25 protein-coding genes, 21 tRNA genes and 1 rRNA gene are annotated in these 24,421 nt (G+C 43.4%); 12 read left to right on the top strand and 35 right to left on the bottom strand.

Annotated features, from left to right (window positions below; genetic code table 11):
- Window positions 1–7 precede the first annotated feature (7 nt).
- Window positions 8–796, bottom strand: a complete 789-nt coding sequence (locus ACIROD_RS24030; RefSeq protein ID WP_230178498.1) for an alpha/beta hydrolase family protein — start codon at window positions 794–796, stop codon at window positions 8–10.
- A 180-nt stretch (window positions 797–976) separates the two neighbouring features.
- On the opposite strand from ACIROD_RS24030, the gene ACIROD_RS24035 reads away from it, so the two are divergent.
- Genes ACIROD_RS24035 through ACIROD_RS24045 form a run of 3 tightly spaced genes read left to right on the top strand, consistent with a single transcriptional unit; the run spans window position 977 to window position 3,512 of the window.
- A complete protein-coding gene (locus tag ACIROD_RS24035; protein ID WP_101225594.1) occupies window positions 977–1,933 on the top strand; it encodes an ABC transporter substrate-binding protein in 957 nt (318 codons plus the stop codon).
- Between the two features lie 27 nt (window positions 1,934–1,960).
- Window positions 1,961–2,731 (top strand): ABC transporter ATP-binding protein, encoded by a 771-nt coding sequence (locus ACIROD_RS24040; protein WP_402945053.1) that lies wholly within the window; start codon window positions 1,961–1,963, stop codon window positions 2,729–2,731.
- Window positions 2,721–3,512 carry an ABC transporter permease gene (locus tag ACIROD_RS24045; protein WP_402945056.1) on the top strand — a complete coding sequence of 264 codons (792 nt, stop codon included), beginning with the start codon at window positions 2,721–2,723 and terminating at the stop codon, window positions 3,510–3,512. The genes ACIROD_RS24040 and ACIROD_RS24045 overlap by 11 nt, the downstream gene beginning before the upstream one ends.
- A 140-nt stretch (window positions 3,513–3,652) precedes the next feature.
- Here the strand turns inward: ACIROD_RS24045 and ytkD are convergent, their stop codons facing one another.
- Both ytkD and ACIROD_RS24055 read right to left on the bottom strand, forming a co-directional pair.
- Entirely contained in the window at window positions 3,653–4,123 is a 471-nt protein-coding gene (gene ytkD / locus ACIROD_RS24050; RefSeq protein WP_402945059.1) for an RNA deprotection pyrophosphohydrolase, read from the bottom strand.
- A gap of 105 nt (window positions 4,124–4,228) precedes the next feature.
- A complete protein-coding gene (locus tag ACIROD_RS24055; protein WP_397315920.1) occupies window positions 4,229–4,579 on the bottom strand; it encodes a hydrolase in 351 nt (116 codons plus the stop codon).
- 226 nt (window positions 4,580–4,805) lie between these two features.
- Here ACIROD_RS24055 and ACIROD_RS24060 point away from each other — a divergent pair, with 226 nt between their 5' ends.
- Window positions 4,806–5,072, top strand: a complete 267-nt coding sequence (locus ACIROD_RS24060) for a DUF6154 family protein (protein ID WP_370020242.1) — start codon at window positions 4,806–4,808, stop codon at window positions 5,070–5,072.
- 97 nt (window positions 5,073–5,169) lie between these two features.
- Here ACIROD_RS24060 and ACIROD_RS24065 read toward each other — a convergent pair whose 3' ends face one another.
- Window positions 5,170–5,610, bottom strand: a complete 441-nt coding sequence (locus tag ACIROD_RS24065; RefSeq protein WP_048686502.1) for a Dps family protein — start codon at window positions 5,608–5,610, stop codon at window positions 5,170–5,172.
- 124 nt (window positions 5,611–5,734) lie between these two features.
- Between ACIROD_RS24065 and ytzI the strand changes: the two genes are divergently transcribed.
- The gene (gene ytzI, locus ACIROD_RS24070) at window positions 5,735–5,890 is read left to right on the top strand and encodes a YtzI protein (protein ID WP_101225577.1); all 156 of its coding nucleotides are present in this window, start codon (window positions 5,735–5,737) and stop codon (window positions 5,888–5,890) included.
- Window positions 5,891–5,926: 36 nt separating this feature from the next.
- Here the strand turns inward: ytzI and ACIROD_RS24075 are convergent, their stop codons facing one another.
- The gene (locus ACIROD_RS24075; RefSeq protein ID WP_034310515.1) at window positions 5,927–6,400 is read right to left on the bottom strand and encodes an S-ribosylhomocysteine lyase; all 474 of its coding nucleotides are present in this window, start codon (window positions 6,398–6,400) and stop codon (window positions 5,927–5,929) included.
- Between the two features lie 191 nt (window positions 6,401–6,591).
- Between ACIROD_RS24075 and yidD the strand changes: the two genes are divergently transcribed.
- The 3 genes from yidD to ACIROD_RS24090 all read left to right on the top strand — a co-directional run bounded on the left by yidD (window position 6,592) and on the right by ACIROD_RS24090 (window position 8,482).
- Window positions 6,592–6,831 carry a membrane protein insertion efficiency factor YidD gene (gene yidD, locus ACIROD_RS24080; protein WP_402945065.1) on the top strand — a complete coding sequence of 80 codons (240 nt, stop codon included), beginning with the start codon at window positions 6,592–6,594 and terminating at the stop codon, window positions 6,829–6,831.
- 121 nt (window positions 6,832–6,952) lie between these two features.
- Window positions 6,953–7,891: a metal ABC transporter solute-binding protein, Zn/Mn family gene (locus ACIROD_RS24085; RefSeq protein WP_402945068.1), complete on the top strand. Its 939-nt coding sequence runs from the start codon at window positions 6,953–6,955 to the stop codon at window positions 7,889–7,891.
- Between the two features lie 234 nt (window positions 7,892–8,125).
- Window positions 8,126–8,482 (top strand): hypothetical protein, encoded by a 357-nt coding sequence (locus ACIROD_RS24090; protein WP_402945071.1) that lies wholly within the window; start codon window positions 8,126–8,128, stop codon window positions 8,480–8,482.
- A gap of 59 nt (window positions 8,483–8,541) precedes the next feature.
- Here ACIROD_RS24090 and ACIROD_RS24095 read toward each other — a convergent pair whose 3' ends face one another.
- Window positions 8,542–9,606 carry a DctP family TRAP transporter solute-binding subunit gene (locus ACIROD_RS24095; RefSeq protein WP_101225580.1) on the bottom strand — a complete coding sequence of 355 codons (1,065 nt, stop codon included), beginning with the start codon at window positions 9,604–9,606 and terminating at the stop codon, window positions 8,542–8,544.
- Between the two features lie 140 nt (window positions 9,607–9,746).
- On the opposite strand from ACIROD_RS24095, the gene ACIROD_RS24100 reads away from it, so the two are divergent.
- Both ACIROD_RS24100 and ACIROD_RS24105 read left to right on the top strand, forming a co-directional pair.
- Window positions 9,747–11,357 (top strand): ATP-binding protein, encoded by a 1,611-nt coding sequence (locus tag ACIROD_RS24100; protein ID WP_157831153.1) that lies wholly within the window; start codon window positions 9,747–9,749, stop codon window positions 11,355–11,357.
- On the top strand, window positions 11,350–12,045 hold the full coding sequence (locus ACIROD_RS24105; protein ID WP_101225581.1) for a response regulator: 696 nt from the start codon (window positions 11,350–11,352) through the stop codon (window positions 12,043–12,045). Before ACIROD_RS24100 ends, ACIROD_RS24105 begins: the two co-directional genes overlap by 8 nt.
- Before the next feature lie 48 nt (window positions 12,046–12,093).
- Here the strand turns inward: ACIROD_RS24105 and ACIROD_RS24110 are convergent, their stop codons facing one another.
- From ACIROD_RS24110 to ACIROD_RS24140, 7 genes are all read right to left on the bottom strand, one after another.
- Window positions 12,094–12,243, bottom strand: a complete 150-nt coding sequence (locus ACIROD_RS24110; protein WP_230178513.1) for a hypothetical protein — start codon at window positions 12,241–12,243, stop codon at window positions 12,094–12,096.
- 480 nt (window positions 12,244–12,723) lie between these two features.
- Window positions 12,724–13,827 carry an o-succinylbenzoate synthase gene (menC, locus tag ACIROD_RS24115; protein ID WP_402945076.1) on the bottom strand — a complete coding sequence of 368 codons (1,104 nt, stop codon included), beginning with the start codon at window positions 13,825–13,827 and terminating at the stop codon, window positions 12,724–12,726.
- The gene (locus tag ACIROD_RS24120) at window positions 13,824–15,305 is read right to left on the bottom strand and encodes an o-succinylbenzoate--CoA ligase (protein WP_402945079.1); all 1,482 of its coding nucleotides are present in this window, start codon (window positions 15,303–15,305) and stop codon (window positions 13,824–13,826) included. The genes menC and ACIROD_RS24120 overlap by 4 nt, the downstream gene beginning before the upstream one ends.
- Window positions 15,306–15,391: 86 nt before the next feature.
- Window positions 15,392–16,210 carry a 1,4-dihydroxy-2-naphthoyl-CoA synthase gene (menB, locus tag ACIROD_RS24125; RefSeq protein ID WP_053347924.1) on the bottom strand — a complete coding sequence of 273 codons (819 nt, stop codon included), beginning with the start codon at window positions 16,208–16,210 and terminating at the stop codon, window positions 15,392–15,394.
- A 1-nt stretch (window position 16,211) separates the two neighbouring features.
- Window positions 16,212–17,033, bottom strand: a complete 822-nt coding sequence (gene menH, locus ACIROD_RS24130) for a 2-succinyl-6-hydroxy-2,4-cyclohexadiene-1-carboxylate synthase (protein ID WP_402945084.1) — start codon at window positions 17,031–17,033, stop codon at window positions 16,212–16,214.
- The gene (menD, locus tag ACIROD_RS24135; protein ID WP_402945088.1) at window positions 17,030–18,781 is read right to left on the bottom strand and encodes a 2-succinyl-5-enolpyruvyl-6-hydroxy-3-cyclohexene-1-carboxylic-acid synthase; all 1,752 of its coding nucleotides are present in this window, start codon (window positions 18,779–18,781) and stop codon (window positions 17,030–17,032) included. The genes menH and menD overlap by 4 nt, the downstream gene beginning before the upstream one ends.
- Window positions 18,774–20,183: an isochorismate synthase gene (locus tag ACIROD_RS24140; protein WP_101225586.1), complete on the bottom strand. Its 1,410-nt coding sequence runs from the start codon at window positions 20,181–20,183 to the stop codon at window positions 18,774–18,776. Before ACIROD_RS24140 ends, menD begins: the two co-directional genes overlap by 8 nt.
- A 299-nt stretch (window positions 20,184–20,482) precedes the next feature.
- Here ACIROD_RS24140 and ACIROD_RS24145 point away from each other — a divergent pair, with 299 nt between their 5' ends.
- Both ACIROD_RS24145 and ACIROD_RS24150 read left to right on the top strand, forming a co-directional pair.
- Window positions 20,483–21,403 (top strand): 1,4-dihydroxy-2-naphthoate polyprenyltransferase, encoded by a 921-nt coding sequence (locus tag ACIROD_RS24145; protein ID WP_101225587.1) that lies wholly within the window; start codon window positions 20,483–20,485, stop codon window positions 21,401–21,403.
- Between the two features lie 146 nt (window positions 21,404–21,549).
- Window positions 21,550–22,299: a TraR/DksA C4-type zinc finger protein gene (locus ACIROD_RS24150; RefSeq protein ID WP_402945093.1), complete on the top strand. Its 750-nt coding sequence runs from the start codon at window positions 21,550–21,552 to the stop codon at window positions 22,297–22,299.
- A gap of 41 nt (window positions 22,300–22,340) precedes the next feature.
- Here ACIROD_RS24150 and ACIROD_RS24155 read toward each other — a convergent pair.
- The 22 genes from ACIROD_RS24155 to rrf form a co-directional block, all read right to left on the bottom strand.
- Window positions 22,341–22,412, bottom strand: a tRNA-Glu gene (locus ACIROD_RS24155).
- A 3-nt stretch (window positions 22,413–22,415) separates the two neighbouring features.
- Window positions 22,416–22,506: transfer RNA gene (locus ACIROD_RS24160), tRNA-Ser, on the bottom strand.
- A 1-nt stretch (window position 22,507) separates the two neighbouring features.
- Window positions 22,508–22,582, bottom strand: a tRNA-Asn gene (locus tag ACIROD_RS24165).
- Window positions 22,583–22,594: 12 nt separating this feature from the next.
- A tRNA-Ile gene (locus tag ACIROD_RS24170) sits at window positions 22,595–22,671 on the bottom strand.
- 5 nt (window positions 22,672–22,676) lie between these two features.
- Window positions 22,677–22,750 (bottom strand) — tRNA-Gly (locus tag ACIROD_RS24175).
- Window positions 22,751–22,754: 4 nt separating this feature from the next.
- Window positions 22,755–22,830: transfer RNA gene (locus ACIROD_RS24180), tRNA-His, on the bottom strand.
- Between the two features lie 16 nt (window positions 22,831–22,846).
- Window positions 22,847–22,922, bottom strand: a tRNA-Phe gene (locus tag ACIROD_RS24185).
- Between the two features lie 23 nt (window positions 22,923–22,945).
- A tRNA-Asp gene (locus tag ACIROD_RS24190) sits at window positions 22,946–23,021 on the bottom strand.
- A gap of 6 nt (window positions 23,022–23,027) precedes the next feature.
- A tRNA-Met gene (locus ACIROD_RS24195) sits at window positions 23,028–23,101 on the bottom strand.
- 102 nt (window positions 23,102–23,203) lie between these two features.
- Window positions 23,204–23,296 (bottom strand) — tRNA-Ser (locus ACIROD_RS24200).
- Between the two features lie 20 nt (window positions 23,297–23,316).
- Window positions 23,317–23,393 (bottom strand) — tRNA-Ile (locus ACIROD_RS24205).
- Window positions 23,394–23,403: 10 nt separating this feature from the next.
- Window positions 23,404–23,480 (bottom strand) — tRNA-Met (locus tag ACIROD_RS24210).
- 28 nt (window positions 23,481–23,508) lie between these two features.
- Window positions 23,509–23,584 (bottom strand) — tRNA-Ala (locus ACIROD_RS24215).
- A gap of 17 nt (window positions 23,585–23,601) precedes the next feature.
- Window positions 23,602–23,678 (bottom strand) — tRNA-Pro (locus tag ACIROD_RS24220).
- Window positions 23,679–23,687: 9 nt separating this feature from the next.
- A tRNA-Arg gene (locus ACIROD_RS24225) sits at window positions 23,688–23,764 on the bottom strand.
- Window positions 23,765–23,773: 9 nt separating this feature from the next.
- A tRNA-Leu gene (locus ACIROD_RS24230) sits at window positions 23,774–23,862 on the bottom strand.
- Window positions 23,863–23,874: 12 nt separating this feature from the next.
- Window positions 23,875–23,949 (bottom strand) — tRNA-Gly (locus tag ACIROD_RS24235).
- A gap of 8 nt (window positions 23,950–23,957) precedes the next feature.
- Window positions 23,958–24,039: transfer RNA gene (locus tag ACIROD_RS24240), tRNA-Leu, on the bottom strand.
- 8 nt (window positions 24,040–24,047) lie between these two features.
- A tRNA-Lys gene (locus tag ACIROD_RS24245) sits at window positions 24,048–24,123 on the bottom strand.
- A 20-nt stretch (window positions 24,124–24,143) separates the two neighbouring features.
- A tRNA-Thr gene (locus ACIROD_RS24250) sits at window positions 24,144–24,219 on the bottom strand.
- Window positions 24,220–24,230: 11 nt separating this feature from the next.
- Window positions 24,231–24,306: transfer RNA gene (locus tag ACIROD_RS24255), tRNA-Val, on the bottom strand.
- An 11-nt stretch (window positions 24,307–24,317) separates the two neighbouring features.
- Window positions 24,318–24,421 (bottom strand): 5S ribosomal RNA (gene rrf / locus ACIROD_RS24260); the annotation flags it as partial.

The following is a 24,421-nucleotide window of genomic DNA, read 5'->3' on the forward strand; positions in this document are numbered from 1 at the left end:
TCTATCATTATTCGGTTTTACTTTTCATCCAAGATGTTAAATCTTCGACTACTTTTCTGTTCACGGCCGGTGGGAAGTAATGTGTGAATTGAGGGAAATACCAGCTTTCGACCTCTTTGTCATGCATTTTCAATCTTTTTTCCAACCGGTACGCGTGTTCTATGGCGACATTGTCATCTTTTTCACCATGAATGATCAGTACGGGTACATTCAAATCTTCAATCACAAACAATGGCGTACGGTATTCATATTGATCGGGGCATTTTTTAGGTGTACCGCCGATGACCCGCTTCATCATCCGACGCATATCGACACGTTCGACATATGTTAAAAACATATCCGACACTCCACCCCATGTGACGATCGACGCTGCATTCCTACAGTATATCCCCGTCCAAAGCGCCATGATGCCCCCACGGGAAAATCCAAGGATATGAATGTGATCCTTATTCACTCGGGGATGCTGTTCAAGAAGATTGAATCCTGATATCGCATCGAATCGATCTTCGCCTCCAAAATCCTCATCTCCCTCTCCGCCTTGATTCCCACGGTAAAAAGGGGCAAAAACGATGAAACCTTCTACGGCATACTGCACGATCCTAGCGGGCCTCACCTTGCCGACATTTTTAATACCGCCGCGTAAATATAAGAAGGCATCATGTATTTCGCCATCAACAGGTTCAGCCAGCAACCCCTTTACCTTCAGGCCTTGTGATATGTACGTAACTGAATAAAGATGGATTCGTGGATGCGGTGATGGAAACCGCCGTTTTGAAATAATTGTTCCGTTCTCCAATTTCCACTCTCCTTTCTCATTAATCTTATTGTAAAACATCCGCTTGTTTTTATCCCCTGCGAGGCATTCACATTTTTTTCTTCAGTTCATACGATAATGTAGGCAAAATACCTATATATCAAGGAGGAAGGAATTTTGAAAAAATGGTGTAAAGCTGGTGTCGTATTTTTACTTCTGTGCATGCTGGTGGTCCCGCTTGGAGCATGCGGCAACAAGGAACAGGAAACAACGAAGGTCAGGGTTGCCGAAGTAACCCGCTCCCTTTTCTATACACCTCAATATGTAGCGATTGAAAAAGGATTTTTTAAAGATGAGGGTCTCAGCATTGATTTGAAAACGACGGCAGGCGGCGACAAGACGATGACCACGCTTCTGTCCGATGGGGCGGATATTGCTCTCGTTGGCTCTGAAACATCGATTTACGTTCAGGCACAAGGTTCGAACGACCCCGTCATCAATTTCGCTCAATTAACACAGACGGATGGAACGTTTCTTGTTTCACGTGAAAAAATTGACAACTTCAATTGGGATATGCTGAAAAACTCTACATTCCTAGGCCAGCGAAAAGGCGGGATGCCGCAAATGGCCGGCGAGTTCGTATTGAAAAAACATAACATAGACCCGAAAAAAGATTTGAACCTCATCCAGAACATTGATTTTGCGAACGTCGCAACTGCCTTCGCTTCAGGAACCGGCGATTTTGTTCAACTGTTCGAACCAACGGCCAGTGTTTTTGAAAAAGAAGGAAAAGGCTATATCGTCGCGTCTTTCGGCACAGAGTCCGGTCATCTTCCCTATACAGTTTATATGGCTAAGGAAAGCTATTTGAAAGAAGACAAAGAGACTGTCGAAAAATTCACGAGGGCATTGAAGAAAGCACAGGATTGGGTTCAGGAAAATGATGCTGCCGAAATTGCCGATGTCATTCAGCCGTATTTTGAAGATACCAATATCGAGACGATGGAAACAGTTATCAACCGCTACAAAGAACAAGGATCCTTTGCCACCGACCCCATTCTTGATGAAGAAGAATGGAACAATCTGCAAAACATCATGGATGAAGCAGGCGAGCTGCCTTCACGCATAAGCCATGAAGAGCTGGTCAATACAGATTTTGCTGAAGAAGTTACAAAATAGCATAGCTAAAGGTAAGGAGGATGTCAGATGAGCTTTTTAAAAATCCAAGACATTCACCATACTTATTTTTCAAATCAGACGGCAGCGACCGCACTAGCGGACATTTCCCTCGACATTGAAAAAGGTGAATTCGTCTCTTTTCTAGGTCCGAGCGGCTGCGGAAAAACCACCCTGCTTTCCATCATCGCCGGGCTATTTCCGCCCACTGCAGGAAAGATCCTGCTCGAAAACAAACCGCTGAAAGCCAACAGTGACCTTTCAATCGGCTATATGCTGCAGCAGGATTATCTCTTTCCATGGAAGACAATTGAAGAAAATATATTATTAGGATTGAAACTGATTAAAAAGGATGAAGGCATTGAGAGAATAAAAACGCTGAAACTTTTAAGTGACGTTGGATTGGGAGGCACCGGAAAATTATATCCGCGCGAACTCTCTGGAGGAATGAGGCAAAGGGCTGCACTGGCACGGACACTGGCGGTCGACCCAAAAATCCTTTTGCTTGATGAACCGTTTTCGGCTCTTGATTACCAAACGAAGTTGAAGCTGGAAGACCTTGTTTTTGAAACTCTTAAATCCTTCGGAAAGACAGCTGTGCTCGTCACCCATGATATCGGTGAAGCCATAGCAATGAGTGACCGCATCTATCTGTTTTCTGCGAACCCGGGAAGCGTGCACAAAACCTTCAAGGTGCCCGATGAACTGCGGGAACTCTCACCTTTCAATGCACGCAACCATCCACAGTATCCGACGCTATTCCAAACGATCTGGAAGGAGCTTGAGAGCCTTGAATATTGAACAGCTTCATAACCAATATAAAACCTCATTAAAAAAAGAAAACAGGCTCATTCGCTTTTATCAGACCCTGATTTTCATCGTTTTTTTCAGCAGTTGGGAACTTTTATCCAGAATGGAAGTGATCGACCCGCTAATCTTCAGCTCCCCAACTAAAGTGTGGCATCTTTTCATACAGAAATTGGGTGATGGAACACTTCTATCCCATTCCGGAGTGACCCTATTCGAGACAGTTCTCGGCTTTATCATAGGGACACTGCTTGGAACGATCCTGGCATCCCTGCTATGGTGGTCGCCAAGATTATCCAAAACTCTTGACCCCTATCTCGTCATTTTAAATGCCATGCCGAAAGTGGCACTCGGCCCCATCATCATCGTAGCATTCGGCCCTGGCTTTCCATCCATCATCTCGATGGGGGCAATCATCTCCATCATCATCACCACCATCGTCGTCTACACCGCATTTCGCGAAGTGGACCCGAACTACCTGAAGGTGCTCCAAACTTTTGGCGCCACAAGAACACAAGCTTTTCGGGAAGCCATATTACCCGCCTCCTTCCCAACGATCATCTCAACATTGAAAGTGAATGTCGGCCTCTCCTGGGTCGGCGTCATCGTAGGGGAATTCCTTGTTTCAGCCAAAGGACTCGGCTACCTAATCATTTATGGCTTTCAAGTCTTCAACTTCACCCTCGTAATGCTTTCCTTAATGATCATTGCCGTATTTGCCACAATCATGTATCAACTAGTAGAACTGCTCGAGAGAAAATTAATCAAAGACTAACCAAACTGCCGATAAACCTCGGCAGTTTTTCATTCATGCTTGAGGTGAAAAATGAATTTAGTTCAGTTTCGGATGTTTTACTCGTGAGTTTCGGCGATTTACTCGTGAATTCCTCTAGTTTACTCGTGAATTCCGGCGATTCAATCGTTTCTCAGCAAATTGCCTTCACCCAATCTTGATAGGCTCAACGGTACAATTTCATCTTTCATGATGAAGCTAAACTCCTCACCGAGTACATCCGGCAATGCTTCCAAAAAGACCGGGCCGTCCGTTTCGAGGTAATTTTGTTTCTTTTCTAACCCACGCAATACAGCATAGTATATCGATTTAACAAATGGCTTGACTGGATGATGTACCTTATATTGTCCCAAAAATTGCAGCTGGCCCACCAAGCCTCCTGTTTCTTCATACACTTCACGTATGGCTGTTTCTTCAATCGATTCCCCTGCTTCCCGTTTACCTCCAGGGAACTCCAATCCCCGTTCTCTGTGTTTGGTCAATACCCACCTGCCCTTATATCTGCTGAGTACAAAAACATGCCAAGATTCTCCAAAGACAGGATTCTCGGAGAATTCGACTTTATATCCGTTCATATCAAGAAAACGTTTCATTTTTCCCCTTCTCTCCGTATAAGAAATAATGCTATGCTCCTTCATTCATTATATGGGTAAAAAAAACTACTATCCAGCAAGAACCCATCAAAAAACGATGGCCCCTCAATATTCGAGGCCATCGTCTGTTGGTTTTGCCTGTAAAATCCCCATGCTTTCTATATGCCTTCTTCCTTCTTCAGTACCCAGGGCATAAATCATCTCATAAATTTTTTGGAGTGTTATATCCTGTTTATCATTTTCACGGTCAAAATGATATTGAAGGTATGGGACATGTGCCCGGTAAAAATTTTCTTCCCCTACTGAATAGTTATAATCAAATAATTCACGTAATTTTATGATTTCATTATCTGTCGCCTCGATCTCGAAATTCCATGGAGAACTTTCCTTATCTTGTGTTATCTGCCCATTTGGAAGCCAAATGTAATATTTTTTCCTGTTTTCAGACACATCCATCCACCCTTTCCATATATCCTACGCTTATTTTTCACGTATTTCCCCACTTCATACAATGGAAAATTTTGTTTACAGAAGAACAAAGATGTTAAATAATAGATTAAAGTATCTTTCAAAGGGTAAAACATATAATAAGCCCAAGCATCCCTTAAGATTTTTATATGCACCCAGAGTTTTTTTTGATAACCTACATATAAAGAGATAACGGATTTCTAATAAATGTGAGGTGAAAGTTTTGAAGTTAATTGAAGAATTATACAATATGTACCGTGATAAGATGACTGGTGATGAAGAAGATATTGATATGCTTACTTTTGCGGTTCTGGAACAGCTTGACCGCAAGGAAATTTTCGAATTGCTTCAAGAGATGGATGATCAAGAACTGACCAATTTGATGGGCCTTTACATTATTGAAACGTTAAAAGGGAAGTTCGCTCAAAATAGTATGAGCGACACGAAACCTACACATTTTCCGCCTAGGAATATTCATTAAATACATACCATGTCAGGTGTCCCTCTTTTGATGGATGCCTTTTTTATTGTTTTAACCAAAAAAAAAAGACCTACCGAAGCAGGGCTTTTCCTAAATCTTAATGTCCTAAATACGCACGCAGCATCCAAGCATGTTTGTTTAAGCTTTTCTTCATGCCTGTCAGCATATCAGCCGTAACCGGATCTTCTTGTTCAGCAACTTCGATGATTTCCAGGAACTCTTCGGAGAGCTTCTCAAAATCACTGATGACGCTTTGAACCATATCTTCTGTATTTTCATTTCCTGTCGCTTCTTCGATCGTCGTTAATTCCATGTACTCTTTAAGGGTAGCAACCGGCTTTTCACCAATGGCCAATAGTCTTTCGGCCAATTCGTCATAGTTGGATGTCACTTCTTTGTATAATTCTTCCAGTTTTTGGTGAAGTTCAAAGAAGTGCGGTCCATTCACGAACCAGTGGTAATTATGAATTTTCGTATAAAGAACACTGAAGTTTGCAATTTCCTTATTCACTAAAGTTCCTAATTTTTTCTGAGCCATAAATATCTACCTCCGTAAGTTGGTTATACCTATATAATTCCCTCTATTCTAAAATTGAAACATTATCTGACTCGGTTCTTATGCTAAAATGAATCTAAATTGTGAACGTTAGGAGCTGTAAAGTATGATTACGGTTTTAGTTATCTCCATTATTGTGATTCTGATTGTATTGGCATTATCGGTCTTAACAATCGGAAAAGGTTATAGCTACAAGCATACAGTGGATCCGGTCGAACCTTTGCCAGAGGATGAGGGAAAAAAAGAAGAACCCGAAAAATGAAAAAAGTTCCTGTCACAAAGGACAGGAACTTTTTTATTAACCGAAAACTTTATGAAGATCTTCTTTATCTTGTGCAAGCCAGAAATTCATTAATTTCTTAGCTCCTTCAAGATCATGCAATTTTGCTTGGCCGCATTGTTTTTCGTTTGCAGCAGGAATTTCAGTAATTGTAACAGCATCCTTGAAAGTATCTTCAAGAACATCGATGATTTCCGTCACTGTCGGCTCGCCGCTGACCACAAGGTAATATCCTGTTTGACATCCCATTGGCGAAATGTCGATGATATCAAAGTGATCGAAGCGCTCGGAATGCTTACGGATATTGAATGCAAGCAAGTGTTCCAGAGTATGGATCGTATCCGGCTTCATCGCTTGTTTATTTGGCTGACAAAAACGGATATCAAATTTATTAACAACACCGTCTGTTCCTACCTTATGGACACCGCAATGTCTAACATATGGGGCTTTAACAGCGTTATGATCTAATTCAAAGCTTTCAACTGAAGGCATTTAATTCACTCCTTAATTGTATGTCATCTCTATTTTACCTTGAATAACAATATATTTCATCCTTTAAAATTAATTCTCATTATATCAATCGGATTACCAATATGCTTATTCCTTTTTTACCCTTATTGGAAATTTAGAAAATATGCTATAATTGAGGGTAGTCAATTTACTCGAAAAGAGATGAAAGCATCGTGTTGAAAAAAATATTAATGGGAATCATCCGTTTTTACCAAGTTGCTCTTTCTCCATTAAAACCGCCCACCTGTCGTTTTTATCCAACTTGTTCCCATTATGGTTTGGAAGCGATCAATCGTTTCGGACCTATAAAAGGAAGCTGGTTATCATTCATCCGGATTCTTAAATGTCATCCGTTTCATCCAGGCGGCATTGACCTTGTTCCCGAAAAAAAAGAAAAAAGTGAGGACCAATAGAAAAAACCCTTGCTTTCTTTTGCAATCTTTTGTATCATACAGAAGTCAAATCGTAATCATTTCGTTTTTACCACATAAAATTCAAATCGTAATCAATACGAATTATAAAGGAGCATTTCATATGAAAATTCGAGCATTGCTCTCGCTTTTCCTTGTTACTGCGGTATTTCTGTCAGCCTGCGGCAACTCGAAGGGAGAATCGAGTAAAGAAGAAACCAAGGATGCCTTGGATATTTATACGACGGTTTACCCTTTACAATACTTCACTGAGGCCATTGGCGGGGAGTACGTAAACGTCGAAACGGTTTATCCTCCCGGAACGGATGAACATTCATTCGAACCCTCTCAAAAGGATATTGTGAAAATGGCTGAATCAGACCTGTTTTTCTATATTGGCTATAATCTTGAAGGCTTTGTAACCAAGGCTGAACCTATTCTAAGCAAAGAAGGCGTCAGCACAATTGCGGTGGGGGAAACGGTTCACCTTGATGAAGATGAAGACGAACATGCTCATGAAGAAGACGGTCATGACCATGGGGGCGTTAATCCGCATTTGTGGTTAGATCCCATCTATTCCATTGACATGGCTAAAACCATCAAGGACGAATTAACGAAAAAAATGCCGGAACAGGAAGAATATTTCAACAGCCAATTCAATGAGCTTTCCGAAAAGCTTGAAGCACTTGATGAAAAATTCTCGACGACGATCGAGTCAGGCCGTACCAATAAGATCATCGTTTCCCATTCTGCATATGGTTATTGGGAGGAACGCTACGGATTAGAACAAATTGGCGTGACAGGACTTACGTCTTCAAACGAACCTTCTCAAAAGGAACTGGGAAAAATCGTAACCATGGCTGAAGAAGAAGACTTGAACTACGTCATTTTTGAGCAGAATATCAGTTCTAAACTAACCGAAATCATCCAAAAGGAAATGGGAGCGAAATCACTTGAGCTCCATAATCTTTCAGTGTTGACGGATAAAGATATTGAAGCCGGCGAAGATTACTTTAGTTTAATGGAAAAGAACATCAAGACACTGCAAACTGCATTGCAATAGACGAGAAAGAAGCGGATTCCATTGGATCCGCTTCTTTTTGTACATCGGTACTATAAAGAGTTCTTTTCTCTTTGTCAGCTTTCGGCAAAAACACCTGCCCTTATTTGAGTTGGAGTTTCGGTTCTTGACAAAGTAAATTGATTGCTGATAGCCTCCTGTTCTTAAGCAACCTATGATAAGCTTTAATTATTACAATTTATGAAACAATCAAATTTAAGCTTAGAGAGGGAGAATATGAAAAAGATCATAATTGGAAGTTTAATGTTTCTACTCCTATCGATGCTAGTTGCTTGCACAGATGAAAAAGATGATTTCGCTAGAATTCATCCAAATCTTTTGCCTAGTGAGGGTCATAAGTATTCGCTCCAAGCCGTTGGAAAAGAAATTACATTTGATTTACTAGAAGAGAGTAATATAACCAATGTGGGCCCAATTACGAATGAAGTATCTTACAAGTCATTGAATGAGCAATATCCAAAACTTGAATTAAAGAAAGAACCTGCATTCATCGTGTTTGATGAAAATGGTTTGGTTTTAAAAACATATGATTATGAAGAGATGATGGATTTTTTACAAAATCAAGACGAGTAATTCTATCGGGAACTATAAAGAAGAAGGGAACCCCTTTCTATGGGATTCCCTTACGTTAGTTATTCCTTTAAATGCTTCTCACGGATCTTTTCCATTTTCGTCATCAATTCGGTTCCAATCGTTGATTCGAAATCCGGATAAATGACAGTCATCTCATTCATCCATTCTTTCTTTTCTTCATCTGACAGTGTATAGATGTCTATATTCGATTTTTGCTGGATTTCCCGAAGCTGTTCCTGATTCAATTCATTTGATTTGATCCATAGCCATTTCGTTGTATCATCCATCGCCCTTTGGATTTGCTGCTGAATATCCAAAGGGAGCTTGTTCCAAAACGGCTTGTTTATCATGACGACATACCCTAAATAACCGTGGTCACTGATCGTTAAATAATTTTGCACCTCATATATTTTCTTGGAATAAATATTCGAAATCGTATTTTCCTGGCTGTCCGTTTCTTTAATTTCAAGGCTTTTATATGTTTCATTAAACTGCAGCTCAGCAGTTGTAGCCCCAAAATGCTTGAATTGAGTTTCCAGGACTGCACTTGGCATGATTCTAAAATTCTTTCCTGCAAAATCACTTGGATGCCGTATCGGTTTACTGCTTGTGATCTGTTTATAGTTATTCGACCAAAATGCGAGCCCCTCGATATCGATGGTATTCAGCTGCTTTAGCAGCTCTTCCCCCACTTCCCCATTCAACGCTTCCTGCAAGGCAGCGTCCGTTGGAAAAACGTAAGGGAGGTCCAATAGCATCCACTTCTTTGATATGCTCGTAATTTTAGATGTAGTCGGTGCAATCATCTGCACCTTGTTTTCTTGTAATGCTTCGATTTCTTCATGATCACTATATAATGATTGATTAGGATAAACTTCAATTTTGACACGATGATCGGTATATTCATCGACAAGTTGGGCAAATCGGTTCGCAGCAAGACCTTTAGGTGTATTTTCGGCAACGACATGACTGAACTTGATCACGATTTGATCCTTCATCCCGACCTGCTCCTCATCCTTCGGCAAATTGAAACCGAAGCTTGTAAAGAACGATTGAAACGATATATACACGGCTATCAACAGCCCCAAGCCAATTAATAAGAAGTACCCCCATAACGCACGCATTCCGACAACTCCTCACCGCTCACTTCACATTATCACTATTCTATCACAGCTTTTTGCTGTCGTAATACAATGCGCGAAAAATAGCGAAAAGTGATAGAAATTCTGTTACTATAAAGTATAGAAGTAATGGAGGAAAAACAATGGATAAATCCTTTCATATGCCCATTCAAATTAAAATCACCCTGCTATCATTCGTAATCGTCGCTTTTTCGATACTAATAGGCGGGATTTTTATATTCGGAAATATCGTTTCGGTCAGGGAAGATGAAATTGGCAAACGATCCATGATAACTGCCCATACCATTGCCGAACTCCCTGAAGTACAAAAATTGGTCCGAGAGCCCAAAGGATGGACACAGCTCAATCCGATTATTGAAAACTTAAGGAAAATCCATCAAGCAGATTATATAGTTGTGCTCAACAATCAGCATATACGTTATTCCCATCCGGTGTACAGCCAATTGGGGACCCCTTCGGAAAGCAGTGATGAAAGTGCTGCGTTCGCTGAGCACGAGTATCTTTCAAAGGCGGCTGGCGAACTTGGCATTTCCGTCCGCGCCTTTGTGCCGATCCTTGATAAAGATAGAGAACAAATCGGCGTCGTACTGGTTGGGAATATCTTGCCTACCATACCGGAATTAATCAAGGACTTGAAAGGCGAAATCGCGATTATCCTGGTCCTTACACTTCTATTCGGGGTATGCGGCTCATGGCTCATGGCAAAAAGGATAAAAAAAGAGACCTTCCAACTTGAACCCCATGAAATTTCACGGATGTTGGTTGAAAGGACAGCTGCTTTTAATGCCATGCATGAAGGGGTCATCGCCATAGATAATAATCAGACCATCACGATTTTCAATGAAAAGGCTAAGCAAATTTTCAATATCAATGGTGCGGTCATAGGCAAGAATATCAATGATATTATACACGATACCCGTCTCCCGGAAGTGCTTGACCGGACATCTCCCATCTTTAATCAGGAGATCTCCGTTCAAAACAGGAATATTGTAAGCAACCGGGTACCGATAAAGATTGCGGAAAAAACGATTGGTGCCGTGGCCATTTTCCAGGATCGCACCGATGTGACGAAGCTAGCTGAAGAGTTGACTAGTGTCAAAGCATTCGTTGAGGCTCTGCGCGTTCAAAACCATGAACATATGAACAAACTTCATACGATAGCAGGATTGATCCAGCTAGGCAATCTTGACGAAGCGTTGCATTACATTTTTCAGATTACGGAAGAACAAGAGGAATTGACCAGGTTTTTAACGAAGCACATTCACGATGATAATTTAGTGGGGCTGATATTAAGTAAGATCTCCTTGGGTAGGGAACTCGGAATCAAGCTCATCATGGACCAGCACACGAAATTGGACCGCTTCCCCGCTGATTTGGATCATCACGATTTTGTTTTGATAATCGGAAACCTGATCGAAAACTCATTCGCAGCGTTAAAGCATTGTTCAGAGGAAACAAAACAGGTTTATCTATCCATCTACCAGGATGAACTTCATTGTCAAATCGTGCTTGAGGATAACGGACCCGGCATTCCCAAGGACATTCATAAAGATATATTCGAGTATGGTTTTACAACAAAAGGTGCGGAAGGATCAGGAATTGGTCTTTATCTAATAGACCAAATTGTAAAAAAAGCGAACGGCGAAATGAAATTCACGACACGCCCTGACGAAGGAACAAGCTTTTTTCTTTCTTTTCCGATGCACGATATAGAGGAGAACCAAAATGACTAACAAAATTCGTGTACTTTTAATTGAAGATGACCCAATGGTCCAAGAGGTCAACAAACAGTTCATCGAGCGCCTGCCTGCCTTTAAAGTCGTTGATACAGCTTCAAATGGGCTTGAAGGTCTGGAAAAAATCAGGCAGTCTAAACCCGACCTTGTCATTTTGGACATCTTCATGCCATCTTTAAACGGGGTTGATACACTTTATCAAATCAGAAAAGAGCAAATGGATGTGGATGTCATCATCATTTCAGCGGCAAATGATCAGAAAACAATCAGAAAAATGATACAGAACGGGGCATTTGACTATTTAATCAAGCCATTTAAATTTGATAGGCTAAAACATACGCTGGAGCAATATTTTGCTTTTCGGATGGAGGTTGAACCTGACCATCAAATTTCTCAAAATCAACTCGACCGAATCCTCTTTCAAAATAAAAAACATTCTGTAGCGAGTCCGAAATATGATGTTCCCAAAGGATTGAATGGAGCGACTCTTGAGCAAGTGACGAAGTTCATTAAGACCCAGCCTGGGTCACTATCTGCAGAAGAAGTGGCTGATGGGATTGGAATCGCCAGAGTTACAGCAAGGCGCTATCTTGAATACTTGCATGGCGAAGAAGTCCTTCAGCTTGACGTACAATATGGCAGCATAGGCCGTCCAGTCAATAGATACCGGCTTCAAAAACCTTAAAAACGCATGGGGACCGGCTTGAAATGGTTCCTTTTTTACTTTTATTCTTTACGCACCTGTCTTCCGGTCATATAGGCCCCATTTTCTCTTCAAAAGAAACAGTTCGCACTCTTCCAAAGATGTCACTTCTTTTATGACATAGTCAGGCATGCCCCTTCTTAGTAGAATCTCCGCAATAAGGTACGGTTTTTTCTTCATACACTCTCCCCTCCCTTTCCCTTGGTTGCTATTCTTTTAATTTCATTATACAAAATAATCCAGTAAAGAAAAAATAGACAAAGCCCCATTTTCCAAAAAAATATGATCTATCCGGCCAATTTATCTGATTTTTCTAAAATCTGGACAATAAAAAAAGTTCCTGGTTGATTTCAGTCATTCGTTCCCTTTCCGCAGACTGACTGTCTGCCAAGCCTCATCGAATCAAGCATCCAGCGTGATCTTGGCTAGCCAGTTATTCGACAGAAGTGTCGCAAATTTCTTCAATTTAGTAAGAGTTTTAACAGGAAAAGCAATGAATTGATTTGTTAGTATCCTATTAAAATCATTTCCCAAAAGGGTGGGGTTTCCGTCCAAGGAAATTTTAATTGGGTGAGTTATATAGACAGGGGGAGTGAGAGGAGTTAAAGGATTATCAATATTTGGTCAAAAGAGGTGGGCAATGCACCTCCTTTGATGTTTTCACTTGTACAACTTACTATATGTAGTCAATTCCTTTAGCCGCTTTTCATTGATGGCAAAACCGATTCCAGCTTTATCGGGAACTTGGATCATGCCATTTTCGACAAGTACTTCAGGATATATTATATCTTCATCCCAATAACGGGATGAAGATGATATATCCCCGGGAATCGTGAATCCTTTTAATGTGGCAAGTGCAATATTATGTGCACGTGAAATGCCAAATTCAATCATACCGCCGCACCAAACTGGCACATCATTTCCCAGGCATAAATCATGGATTCTTACAGCTTCCATCCAGCCGCCGACTTTAGCCATCTTAATGTTGATCACTCCACAGCTCTGGAGCGTCAGCGCACTTTTGGCATCATGAAATGAATTTATGCTTTCATCAAGGCAAATGGGTGTCTGCAGCTGTTTCTGCAAAAATGAATGTTCGACAATGTCGTCATGTCCCAGCGGCTGTTCAATCATCATCAGCTTAAACGCATCAAGCTTCTGAAGGTGTGTGATGTCATCAAGAGTGTACGCTGAATTGGCATCTGCCATGAGCGGGATATGAGGATAGGCCCGACGGATTTCCGCTAAAAACTCCAGATCATTTTGAGGATTGATTTTTATTTTATAACGCTGGTAACCAGATCCGGAAAAATCCTCGATCTGGCGCATCGCATCTTCAATATCATTGGATGCAACGACTACACCAGCGGCCACTTCACTTCGTTCGCCGCCAAACAGCCGTCCGAGGTAGACTCCTTTCTGCTTCGCATATAAATCGAGGATTGCCTGCTCTAAAGCTGACTTCGCCATCGCATTCCGCCGGATTCCGCTCCATAAGTTCGGCAGCTCATCAGGATGCTTGATCTGACTGGCCAATGTCAACGGAATTAAGAAGCCATCCAATATATGAAAGCATGTTTTGATCGTTTCCTCGGTATACCAAGGACTTGTAAAAGGGACAGCTTCACCGTATCCAATCAACCCATCCTTATCCATGGCTTCTACAATTATCACTTCCCGATCGCTTACCGTTTCGAGATGCGTCTTGAATGGCCGTTTTAAAGGGGCCTTAATGAGCTTTAGGGAAATGGAGGATAACTTCATTTCCCTTCCCCCATTTCCTTCTTCAGTTCCCGTCTCAGAAGCTTGCTTGCGCCATTACGGGGAAGCTCCTTACAAAGAATCACGTTCCTGGGAATCTTATAGGATGCTAAATATCCCCTGCAATATTCCAGCAGTTCGCTCTCATCAAGCTCTGCACCTTTATGCAAGACGACAAAAGCAAGCGGGACCTGCCCCCACTTTTCATCGTCAGTCCCTGTCACTCCCGCTTCGAAAACATTAGGATGCATACTGAGGACGTTTTCAATCTCGGCCGGATAGACATTTTCACCGCCGGAGATGATTAAATCCGAACGTCGGTCAAGCACATATAAAAAGCCTTCCTCATCAAGATAACCAAGATCCCCGGTATAAAGCCATCCATCGGTAATCGCCTGCTGTGTAGCGTCCATTCGATTAAAATAACCTTTCGTGACATTCGGACCTGAAACCACGATTTCACCCACTACACCCGGTTCACACATAGTGCCGTCTTTCTCTATCCGTAACTGCGAAGGAAACAAAGGCTTCCCAGCTGATCCGATTTTTGACATGCTGTACTCCGGTGCCAGCGTCACAATCTGTGAAGACGTTTCGGTCATCCCATATGATTGATAGACGGGAATCCCTTTCTCCTTACAGGCTTCAAGTAAATGGACGGGTGCAGGGCCGCCGCCCAACAGGAAACAACGAAAGGTTTTTGGATAGCTTGTTCCATTCAATTCCTGAACCATCCTATTCAGCATCGCCGTCACGACCGATACGATCGTCACGCCATTTTCCTGAATGCTCCGGTTCGCCTCCCGTTCATTGAATCGTTCCGCCAAAACGACTTTCATGCCATAAATCACATTTTTCATCAGAATGGATAAACCGCTAATATGAAAGATCGGAACCGCACAATACCAAGAATCCTCCTCATGCAATCCAAGGTTCAGAACCGACCCTACTGCACTCCACCAATGGTTACCGAATGTTTGGATCACACCCTTTGGATTTCCTGTAGTACCTGATGTATACATGATTGTAGCGGTATCCTCAAGGTAAAACTCTTGAAGTATTTCCGCCGTGCCTTCATTCGGCAATTCCTCCATTAAATGAAGGTTCAATTCCGGGAGAACCTCACTAATATCAGAAAGTTTGTCGGAGAAGGCACCCTCTGAAACCAAATAGGCAGTCCCACTATCCTCGATCTGCCAGGACAGCTCTTTTGCCGTTAACTTATTATTCAGCATCACAATCTTCACACCGAGATAAAATAGTGCATGTATAACGACAACACCATCAATATGGTTACGGAGCAAAACCGCGCATGAATCACCGGAGCCCAGACCAATGCTTGCCAGCTTACCAGCCATCTTCTCCGATAATGTATGCAGTTCAAGAAAGCTATACGTATGACCTTCAAACTCAATTGCCGGGCGCCCAGGTGAAAGATGCGCCCGATTTTTCAGCCAGTTCGGCAACTTTTCTTCTGCCATTGCTGCTTACCCTCTTCCATTTTGATATAGAAAACAGCCCGGCGATTTTCCGCCAAGCTGTCAGTCTCATCGATTCACGCGTTTCATTAAGGGAAACGAGGGAATTGTCCAAAGTCCGGATTGCGTTTTTCTTTGAATGCATCGCGGCCTTCTTTTGCTTCTTCTGTTGTATAGTATAAAAGTGTAGCGTCACCAGCCAATTGTTGAAGACCTGCAAGGCCATCAGTATCAGCGTTCATTGCCGCTTTCAAGAAACGAAGTGCCGTTGGGCTCTTCTCAAGCATTTCCTCACACCATTTAACCGTTTCCGCTTCTAATTGGTCTAAAGGTACGACCGTGTTGACCAATCCCATATCCAATGCTTCCTGTGCATTGTATTGACGGCATAGGTACCAGATTTCACGTGCCTTTTTATGACCGACGATACGTGCAAGGTAGCCAGAACCATAACCAGCATCAAAGCTTCCAACATTCGGTCCAGTTTGTCCGAAGACTGCATTGTCAGCAGCAATCGTTAAGTCACAAACCACATTCAAGACATTACCGCCGCCAATTGCATAACCTGCGACCATGGCTACGACTGGTTTTGGAATAACACGGATCAAGCGTTGTAAATCAAGAACGTTTAGACGTGGAATATTATCTTCACCAACATATCCGCCATTCCCACGTACTTTTTGGTCTCCGCCTGAACAGAATGCTTTGCCGCCTACACCCGTCAAAATAATGACACCGATGCTGGAATCATCACGCGCCCTTGCGAATGCATCAATCATTTCAGCAGTCGTTTTTGGTGTGAATGCATTATGTACATGTGGTCGATTGATGGACACTTTCGCAATCCCGTTATATTTTTCATACAAAATCTCATCATACTCACGTATCGTTTCCCATTGAATCGTCATCTTAATTCCTCCTTTTATTTCGCTTTAAAAACTCACTTATTATTTTACCAAACTTTTCTCCAACTTCCACATGAATCGCATGTCCCGCATCATTTATTATTTTCCATTCGGCGCGCTTCAGCTTTTTTTTCATCGAGTCCGCTACTCGACAAAACTTATGGTCGAGTTCACCGGTTATAAGGAGCACCGGGAAATCAAGGGTTTGCAGTTGTTCCCAGTATGAAGCCTGATTGCCGGTCCCCATACCAAGAAGGCTATTGGAAAGGCCGGCAGGGTCATTTGCCAACCGCTGCTCCCGAATGGCTGACCTGGTTTTGGCCGACAACCGTTTTTGACTTTCAAACAGAGGGATGTTTTCCCATTGATTCACAAACGCTTCCATGCCATTTTCAAGAATCCTTTCGGCAAGCTTCCGATCATTTTCCCTTCGGATTTCACGTTCCCCTTCTGTTAAAAGGCCCGGTGAAGCGCTCTCCAATATCAATGTATCAACATACTCAGGAAACAAACAGGCAAAACCCAACCCGAGCCTTCCGCCCATCGAGTAACCAAGGATATGGGCTTTCGGGAAATGCAATACATCCAAAATATACTTAATATCCTCAGCGACACGCTCCATTTCATACCTTCGATGATCGGCTGGTGACGCAGACATACCATGTCCGATGATATCGACCATGATTAACGTATACCTGTCACTCAGTAGCGGAATGAGGAATTTCCATGTATCCCGATTTCCTGTAAATCCATGTAAAAGTACAAGAGGATCTCCATTTCCCGTTATTTCAACAGCATAATTGACATCCTTGCTGACAATATTCATGATATTTCCCCGTCTAACACCATTTTTATTTCCTGGGAAACAAAGCTCCACAAATTTCGATGCTTTTGTAGATTGGACTCTCTTTCTGTCGGAACTTCAATGATTTTGAGTCCTTGGATTTCGAATGACTCTGTAAATACATTCTCTAGCTCATCCCAATTTTGGACCTTGTTGTATTTACCGCCATAAAGCTCGGCAGTATGGGAAAAATCAAGCCCATGAGGCGTACCGAATAGCGTTTCGAAATGTTCCCTCTCATTCGCCTGCGGCAAGAAGGAGAAAATGCCGCCGCCATCATTATTAACCAGCAATATCGTGATATTTTGTTTTTGAAGTTTTGCCGCAAGCAAGCCATTCATATCATGGAAAAAGCTTAAATCCCCGATTGCCAGCACTGTATTTTTTGATACCGTGCTTACGCCAAGCGCAGTGGAAACGACACCATCGATACCATTCGCCCCACGATTTGCAATGGTTTTGATTCCTTTACCATTATTCAAAAAGAAAGTATCCAAATCGCGTATGGGCATACTATTCCCGACAAATAACGTCGATTCCAACGGCATCATATCAGCAAGCAGGGCGAAAAGCTTGCCTTCGCTTAACTCCGCTTCATCTCTGACGGAGGCTAAGGCCTCCTTCGTCGCTCCGTTGACGGTTTGCCATAACCGAAGCCATTCATCATCAGGAGAGGGAGTAATGCTTTCAGCAATTCGCAAACAAAAATCTTTCTCTTCGCTGTAAATCATATTCGTTGCCAATCCGGCTGGTTCGCGCCAGCCTGATCCGCCATCGACGACCAAAGTGATTGCCTGTTTTTGTTTTTTCATGAATAACAATAACGGTTTAGAAACAGGCATTGCCCCGAATCGCAAGATCACTTCCGGCCTGAAAGCCGCTTTTGCCGTTTCATCGCGTAGAAACGTATCATAAGAATCAATAATTACGGCTTTGTCATGACTTCCGCTCCTTAACTGTGAAAGGGGATCAGCCAGTACCGGAAAAGCAAGTTTTTCCGCTAATGCGACGATGGCTTCCTTCATCTCTGGATGAGGTAATTCGCCACATACAATCATACCTTGCTTAGCTTGTGACAATGTAGTTGCAACAGCTTCTATTTGTGATGATGACAGTGACAGTTCTCCACTTTCAATCAACACTGCAGGCGTCATTTTATTTTGCCTGCACTCCTTTGCTTGCTCCAAATCAGGAATCAGTGGTTCGCGAAGTGGGAAATTCAAATGCACAGGCCCTGCAGGTTCAGCTGCAGCTGTTGCCACTGCCCTTGCACCGACAGTTCTGGCATACCGCATCATTCCATCCGTGCTTTCAGGAAGTGCCATTTCGACAAACCATTTTACATGTCTCCCGTAAAGGTGTATCTGATCGATCGCCTGCGGGGCTCCGACATCACGCAATTCATGCGGGCGGTCAGCGGTAAGTACAATAAGCGGCACTCTTGAATAGAAAGCCTCAATGACGGCTGGGTAATAGTTTGCAGCGGCTGTACCTGACGTACAAAGAAGTCCGACTGGTTCTTTTAGGGCCTTAGCCAAACCAAGGGCAAAAAAAGCAGCCGAACGCTCATCCACATTAATATGAATTTCAATATCAGGATGTTCCACCAGCAACAAAGCCAGGGGTGTGGATCGTGAACCAGGGCTCACCACCACATGCTTCACCTTATTTTGTGCCAGCTCATCGACGAATGAAGCAGCATAAGCTGTCAATGCATCTCGGTCATTCATTAAGATTTCCTCCTAAAGCACTTAACATCGGATTGAATTTAATCCCCGTTTCCCGGTATTCACTTTCGGGAGTCGAATCTTCCACTACTCCGCAACCGGCAAAGAGCGATGCCTCATTATTCTGTATTAGTGCAGAACGTATCCCAACAGCGAATTCCCCGTTTCCATACGTATCCACCCAACCTAAGGGACCCGCATAAAAGCCACGTTCCAGACCTTCCATTTCCCGAATTCGGACAACGGCCTTTTCTTTGGGAAGTCCGCCCATAGCAGGTGTTGGGTGGAGATTCTCGACAAATTCAAAAATCGTGACACCTTCCTTTGATATACCCCGGACCGGTGTGTACAAATGCTGGATATGACGGTTTTTCATAAGTGTCGGTCGGGCCGGGACCACCACCTTTTCGCATACTGAATCAAAGGCATTGGATATCATCGAAACGACATATTGATGTTCTTGTAAATTCTTTTCATCATGAAGCAATTCTTCACCAAGACAAACATCTTCCTGCTCATCTTTCCCTCGTCCCATCGATCCAGCAAGACAGGTAGAAAAAACTTCATTTCCCTGTTTCTTAATCAAACGTTCAGGGGTGGCACCCACAAAACAGTCACCACCAGCCTCCAAACTGAAAATATAACTCAATGGCTGCTCAGCAATCAATTGTTCAAGCACTTTCCCTGAATCGATGGAACGTTCAAAACCAAGTCGAAGCTCCCTTGCCAAAACGATTTTGTCGAGATCTGTCGTCTTGATTTCCTGAACAGCCTCTGCGACAGTTCGCTTCCATTCCTCAGGTTCGACTTCCCTCTGCATAACCAGGGAATTTGCACCCAATCCATTGCCATCCAAGCTTTCGAAAAGGAAAGCTTCCCGTTCATTTATCATATCTATGAAGAGTTTTTCTGAATCATCAGGCGAACAAAGTAAGTTTGTCGTTAAGTAAGCTTGTTTCCCCACTATTGACAGCATGAAGGCAGGTATATAAAAAAGGTTGTCCCCGAACTGATTCCAAAGGAGCGTACTGTCAGTTTCATAATCAAAAGAAAAGCCCCCAAACAGTAAAGGACCTGTCGCTTCTACATCGGTCACTCCTGTTTTGACAGCATTATTCTGCAGTTTGATCCAGCTCTTTTCGACTTCTCTATAACGTTCGGCATTCGATGCCGCTTTGAGTTTCTTAACATTGCCTAAACCGGTGATGGTTATTTCCTTTGCAGGGTCCTCCCAGAAAAAGCGTTCACCCGCGTACCGTTCTCTTCCAGCTTGATAAAATGAAAGGGGGTTGTTGCATTTAATCTTCTTAATATGACTGAATAGAACTTGATCATTCAAGTCCTTCGCCTTTTGTATAGCTGAAGCCAGTCCCTGAAACTGTTCAGTTTCCTCTGAGATAGCCAAAAAAATCCCCCCAAATGTACATTTTAAAAGCTTTTTAACCTATTTAAAGATACACCTCACTTGAACCCCATGTCAATAAAACGCCCCTTTACCGAACGATTCTTTCCTGCTTTTTTCCTTATTATATGAATCTTAGCGAATGTAGAGAAATACCCTGGATTTTGGAAATGGATCATCCAGGAATTCCAGTTATCGCCCTTACCCACTTTTCCTGCATTTATTAGGATAACCTTTTGTGCAACATTTCAATATTTGTTATAATTTCGAGAGAACCAATAATGATTTTGAGGAGAGAAATAATGCAAACAGAATACGATGGACTTCCCCTTAAACGGACCTGGAAGATTTGGTGGGAGTTAATACGTCCACATACACTAACCGCAGCTTTTGTCCCAGTCTTACTTGGAACTGTGATTGCACTTTTGGAAGATGGAGTGAATTGGTTACTATTCGCTGCCATGATGATTGCCAGTATCCTGATTCAAGCTGCAACCAATTTATTCAATGAATACTACGATTTCAAGAGAGGCTTGGATACGGAGGAATCCGTAGGCATCGGCGGCGGGATCGTCCGTCATGGGATGACCCCCAAACTAATCATGAGCTTGGCCCTATGCATGTATGCCATCGCCTTGATAATTGGAATCTATATCTGTGCCGCATCATCTTGGTGGCTTGCTGCAGTAGGACTGGTTTGCATGCTTGTCGGCTATCTTTATACAGGCGGTCCCCTGCCCATTTCATATACACCATTCGGGGAACTTTTTTCTGGATTGTTCATGGGCTTTTTGATAATCTTGATCGCCTATTTCATTCAAACCGGTGATGTTTCTTCAACAGCCATCTTAATTGCCATTCCAAGTGGGATTTTGGTTGGGCTGATCAACTTATCCAATAACCTACGTGACCATGATGGAGATAAGGCTCATGGGCGCAAAACGATGCCTGTAGTGATGGGCAGGAAAAACGCCCTGACATTCATGGCAATCATGTTCGCCTTCTCTTATCTATGGCTTGTTGGGCTAGTCCTTACCGGAAGCGTAACGGCGTGGATTCTCCTTGCCTTCCTTAGCATACCGAAGGCCATGGCCGCAATCAAAGGCTTCGTAGGCAAAACGCAGCCGATCACGATGGTCCCGGCAATGAAAGCCACGGCCCAAACGAACACCTTCTTTGGCTTACTCATGGCCATTGGATTATTCATCAGCTATCTTATATAATCTCCGAGGACTGAGCTCATCCGCTCAGTCCTTTTTTCTATCTTCCGTTGCATATTGTTTTCCTATACTCCAATTCGGGTAATAGATAATACAACCATCTTACCAATATAAAATGAGATTTGGACTTTAGAAGGAGTGAATCGGATATGGCAACGAAACAACAAACGCAAAAATTAAAAAATGAACTGCTTCAAGAAAAAAATGAGTTAAGTAGAAGAATTCAAAATGATGAACAATCCGTTCTGGATAAAAGCCAGACGGAATCCGTAGGGGAATTATCATCTTATGATAATCATCCTGCTGACCTAGGAACCGAATTATTCGAGATGGAACGGAATCAAGCACTCGATGAGCATGCACAATCAGAAATGGAGAAAATCGAGGAAGCATTAAAAGCATTGGAAGAAGGCTCGTATGGCCAGTGTAAAACCTGCAATAGGGAAATCCCCATCGAGAGGCTTGAAGCGATCCCAAGCACCCTCTACTGTGTCGAGCATGCCCCGGAAGTTCCTAATACACAAGAGCGACCAGTGGAAGAGGATATATTGATTCCATCCAAGGGTGATCATTTTGAAAACCGTCATGGAAATGAAGTAGTGGATAAAGAGGATAGCTTTGGTGAAGTCGCCAAATTCGGTACATCCGAAACGCCATCTGATTACACCGGCGATCATGACAATTATAATGACCTTTATAAAACCGAGGATGAAACGGATGGATTTCCAGAAGACTATGAAGGATTTGCAGCAAATGACATCGAAGGAAAAAACAGGGTGGATATACCGAACAAGAAGCAAAAGGAATATGAAGATACATTAGAAGAAGAAAATATCGATTCCCAGCTTGGGGACATCCCTTATAAACAAAAAGATAGTTATATCAATGAAAAGAAATGAAAAAAAGAAGCATACATGAATGTATGCTTCCTTTTTTGTTATGACCCGTACGGGATTCGAACCCGTGTTACCGCCGTGAAAGGGCGGTGTCTTAACCGCTTGACCAACGGGCCAAATGGCGGAGAAGGAGGGATTTGAACCCTCGCGCCGCTCGCGCGACCTACACCCTTAGCAGGGGCGCCTCTTCAGCCTCTTGAGTACTTCCCCATGGCTCCGCAGGTAGGACTCGAACCTACGACCGTTCGGTTAACAGCCGAATGCTCTACCACTGAGCTACTGCGGAACAATATGAATATGGTGGGCCTAAATGGACTCGAACCATCGACCTCACGCTTATCAGGCGTGCGCTCTAACCAGCTGAGCTATAGGCCCATATTTGGAGCGGGTGAAGGGAATCGAACCCTCATCATCAGCTTGGAAGGCTGAGGTTTTACCACTAAACTACACCCGCGAAATGGGGCGACTGATGGGAATCGAACCCACGAATGCCTGAACCACAATCAGGTGCGTTAACCACTTCGCCACAACCGCCGTAATATGAAAGATATGGTGGCTCAGGACGGAATCGAACCGCCGACACAAGGATTTTCAGTCCTTTGCTCTACCGACTGAGCTACTGAGCCACATTTGTATTAAATTTAAAAAATGGCGGTCCCGACGGGAATCGAACCCGCGATCTCCTGCGTGACAGGCAGGCATGTTAACCGCTACACCACGGGACCTAATAATTGCGGGGACAGGATTTGAACCTGCGACCTTCGGGTTATGAGCCCGACGAGCTACCGGACTGCTCCACCCCGCGACGGTAATAATGAAACTATTTGCATCAAGTTTTCGTGTATATAGTTTTTTCGCTTCCTCTATGTAAGGTTGTTTAAAAACAACTTGCTGCTTTTTAAAAAAATGGAGGAGGTAGAGGGATTCGAACCCCCGCGGGATTTGACTCCCCTGTCGGTTTTCAAGACCGATCCCTTCAGCCGAACTTGGGTATACCTCCACGGCATTAAAAAGTGAATATGGTGGACCTTGTAGGACTCGAACCTACGACCGGACGGTTATGAGCCGTCTGCTCTAACCAGCTGAGCTAAAGGTCCTTATATTTATTGGTAGCGGCGGAGGGGATCGAACCCCCGACCTCACGGGTATGAACCGTACGCTCTAGCCAGCTGAGCTACACCGCCAATATAATATAAGTATCTGATTGAAAAATGGTGGAGCCTAGCGGGATCGAACCGCTGACCTCCTGCGTGCAAGGCAGGCGCTCTCCCAGCTGAGCTAAGGCCCCATTCATTAAAAATCACGTGGTCGGGAAGACAGGATTCGAACCTGCGACCCCTTGGTCCCAAACCAAGTGCTCTACCAAGCTGAGCTACTTCCCGCAATAAACATGGTGCGCCCGGCGGGAGTCGAACCTACAACCTTCTGATTCGTAGTCAGATGCTCTATCCAATTGAGCTACGGGCGCATATTAAGATGGTGCCGAGGACCGGAATCGAACCGGTACGGTAGTCACCTACCGCAGGATTTTAAGTCCTGTGCGTCTGCCAGTTCCGCCACCCCGGCACATACGAAAAGTGGAGCGGAAGACGGGATTCGAACCCGCGACCCCAACCTTGGCAAGGTTGTATTCTACCACTGAACTACTTCCGCATGTAAGATGCGGGTGAAGGGACTTGAACCCCCACGCCTTGCGGCGCCAGATCCTAAGTCTGGTGCGTCTGCCAATTCCGCCACACCCGCATATAAAATGGTGAGCCATGAAGGATTCGAACCTTCGACCCTCTGATTAAAAGTCAGATGCTCTACCAACTGAGCTAATGGCTCGTGCTTGTACTATCTTAAAATGGTGCCGGCAAGAGGACTTGAACCCCCAACCTACTGATTACAAGTCAGTTGCTCTACCAGTTGAGCTACACCGGCAGGTGTAAAAATGGTGGAGGATGACGGGATCGAACCGCCGACCCTCTGCTTGTAAGGCAGATGCTCTCCCAGCTGAGCTAATCCTCCATATGAAACCTGCTTGGCGACGTCCTACTCTCACAGGGGGAAACCCCCAACTACCATCGGCGCTGAAGAGCTTAACTGCCGTGTTCGGAATGGGAACGGGTGTGACCTCTTCGCT

It is taken from the genome of Peribacillus sp. NPDC101481 (assembly GCF_044767165.1).
Classification (GTDB): domain Bacteria; phylum Bacillota; class Bacilli; order Bacillales; family DSM-1321; genus Peribacillus.

What these genes read in the sequence shown, in the direction of transcription:
- ACIROD_RS24035 (WP_101225594.1), top strand. Translation starts at nt 977, where the DNA reads ATGCTGGTGGTCCCGCTTGGAGCATGCGGCAACAAGGAACAGGAAACA.
- ACIROD_RS24040 (WP_402945053.1), top strand. Translation starts at nt 1,961, where the DNA reads ATGAGCTTTTTAAAAATCCAAGACATTCACCATACTTATTTTTCAAAT.
- ytkD (WP_402945059.1), bottom strand. Translation starts at nt 4,123, where the DNA reads ATGAAACGTTTTCTTGATATGAACGGATATAAAGTCGAATTCTCCGAG.
- ACIROD_RS24055 (WP_397315920.1), bottom strand. Translation starts at nt 4,579, where the DNA reads ATGGATGTGTCTGAAAACAGGAAAAAATATTACATTTGGCTTCCAAAT.
- ACIROD_RS24065 (WP_048686502.1), bottom strand. Translation starts at nt 5,610, where the DNA reads ATGGCTCAGAAAAAATTAGGAACTTTAGTGAATAAGGAAATTGCAAAC.
- ytzI (WP_101225577.1), top strand. Translation starts at nt 5,735, where the DNA reads ATGATTACGGTTTTAGTTATCTCCATTATTGTGATTCTGATTGTATTG.
- ACIROD_RS24075 (WP_034310515.1), bottom strand. Translation starts at nt 6,400, where the DNA reads ATGCCTTCAGTTGAAAGCTTTGAATTAGATCATAACGCTGTTAAAGCC.
- ACIROD_RS24085 (WP_402945068.1), top strand. Translation starts at nt 6,953, where the DNA reads ATGAAAATTCGAGCATTGCTCTCGCTTTTCCTTGTTACTGCGGTATTT.
- ACIROD_RS24090 (WP_402945071.1), top strand. Translation starts at nt 8,126, where the DNA reads ATGAAAAAGATCATAATTGGAAGTTTAATGTTTCTACTCCTATCGATG.
- ACIROD_RS24095 (WP_101225580.1), bottom strand. Translation starts at nt 9,606, where the DNA reads ATGCGTGCGTTATGGGGGTACTTCTTATTAATTGGCTTGGGGCTGTTG.
- ACIROD_RS24100 (WP_157831153.1), top strand. Translation starts at nt 9,747, where the DNA reads ATGGATAAATCCTTTCATATGCCCATTCAAATTAAAATCACCCTGCTA.
- ACIROD_RS24105 (WP_101225581.1), top strand. Translation starts at nt 11,350, where the DNA reads ATGACTAACAAAATTCGTGTACTTTTAATTGAAGATGACCCAATGGTC.
- ACIROD_RS24110 (WP_230178513.1), bottom strand. Translation starts at nt 12,243, where the DNA reads ATGAAGAAAAAACCGTACCTTATTGCGGAGATTCTACTAAGAAGGGGC.
- menC (WP_402945076.1), bottom strand. Translation starts at nt 13,827, where the DNA reads ATGAAGTTATCCTCCATTTCCCTAAAGCTCATTAAGGCCCCTTTAAAA.
- ACIROD_RS24120 (WP_402945079.1), bottom strand. Translation starts at nt 15,305, where the DNA reads ATGGCAGAAGAAAAGTTGCCGAACTGGCTGAAAAATCGGGCGCATCTT.
- menB (WP_053347924.1), bottom strand. Translation starts at nt 16,210, where the DNA reads ATGACGATTCAATGGGAAACGATACGTGAGTATGATGAGATTTTGTAT.
- menH (WP_402945084.1), bottom strand. Translation starts at nt 17,033, where the DNA reads ATGAATATTGTCAGCAAGGATGTCAATTATGCTGTTGAAATAACGGGA.
- menD (WP_402945088.1), bottom strand. Translation starts at nt 18,781, where the DNA reads ATGAATGACCGAGATGCATTGACAGCTTATGCTGCTTCATTCGTCGAT.
- ACIROD_RS24145 (WP_101225587.1), top strand. Translation starts at nt 20,483, where the DNA reads ATGCAAACAGAATACGATGGACTTCCCCTTAAACGGACCTGGAAGATT.
- ACIROD_RS24150 (WP_402945093.1), top strand. Translation starts at nt 21,550, where the DNA reads ATGGCAACGAAACAACAAACGCAAAAATTAAAAAATGAACTGCTTCAA.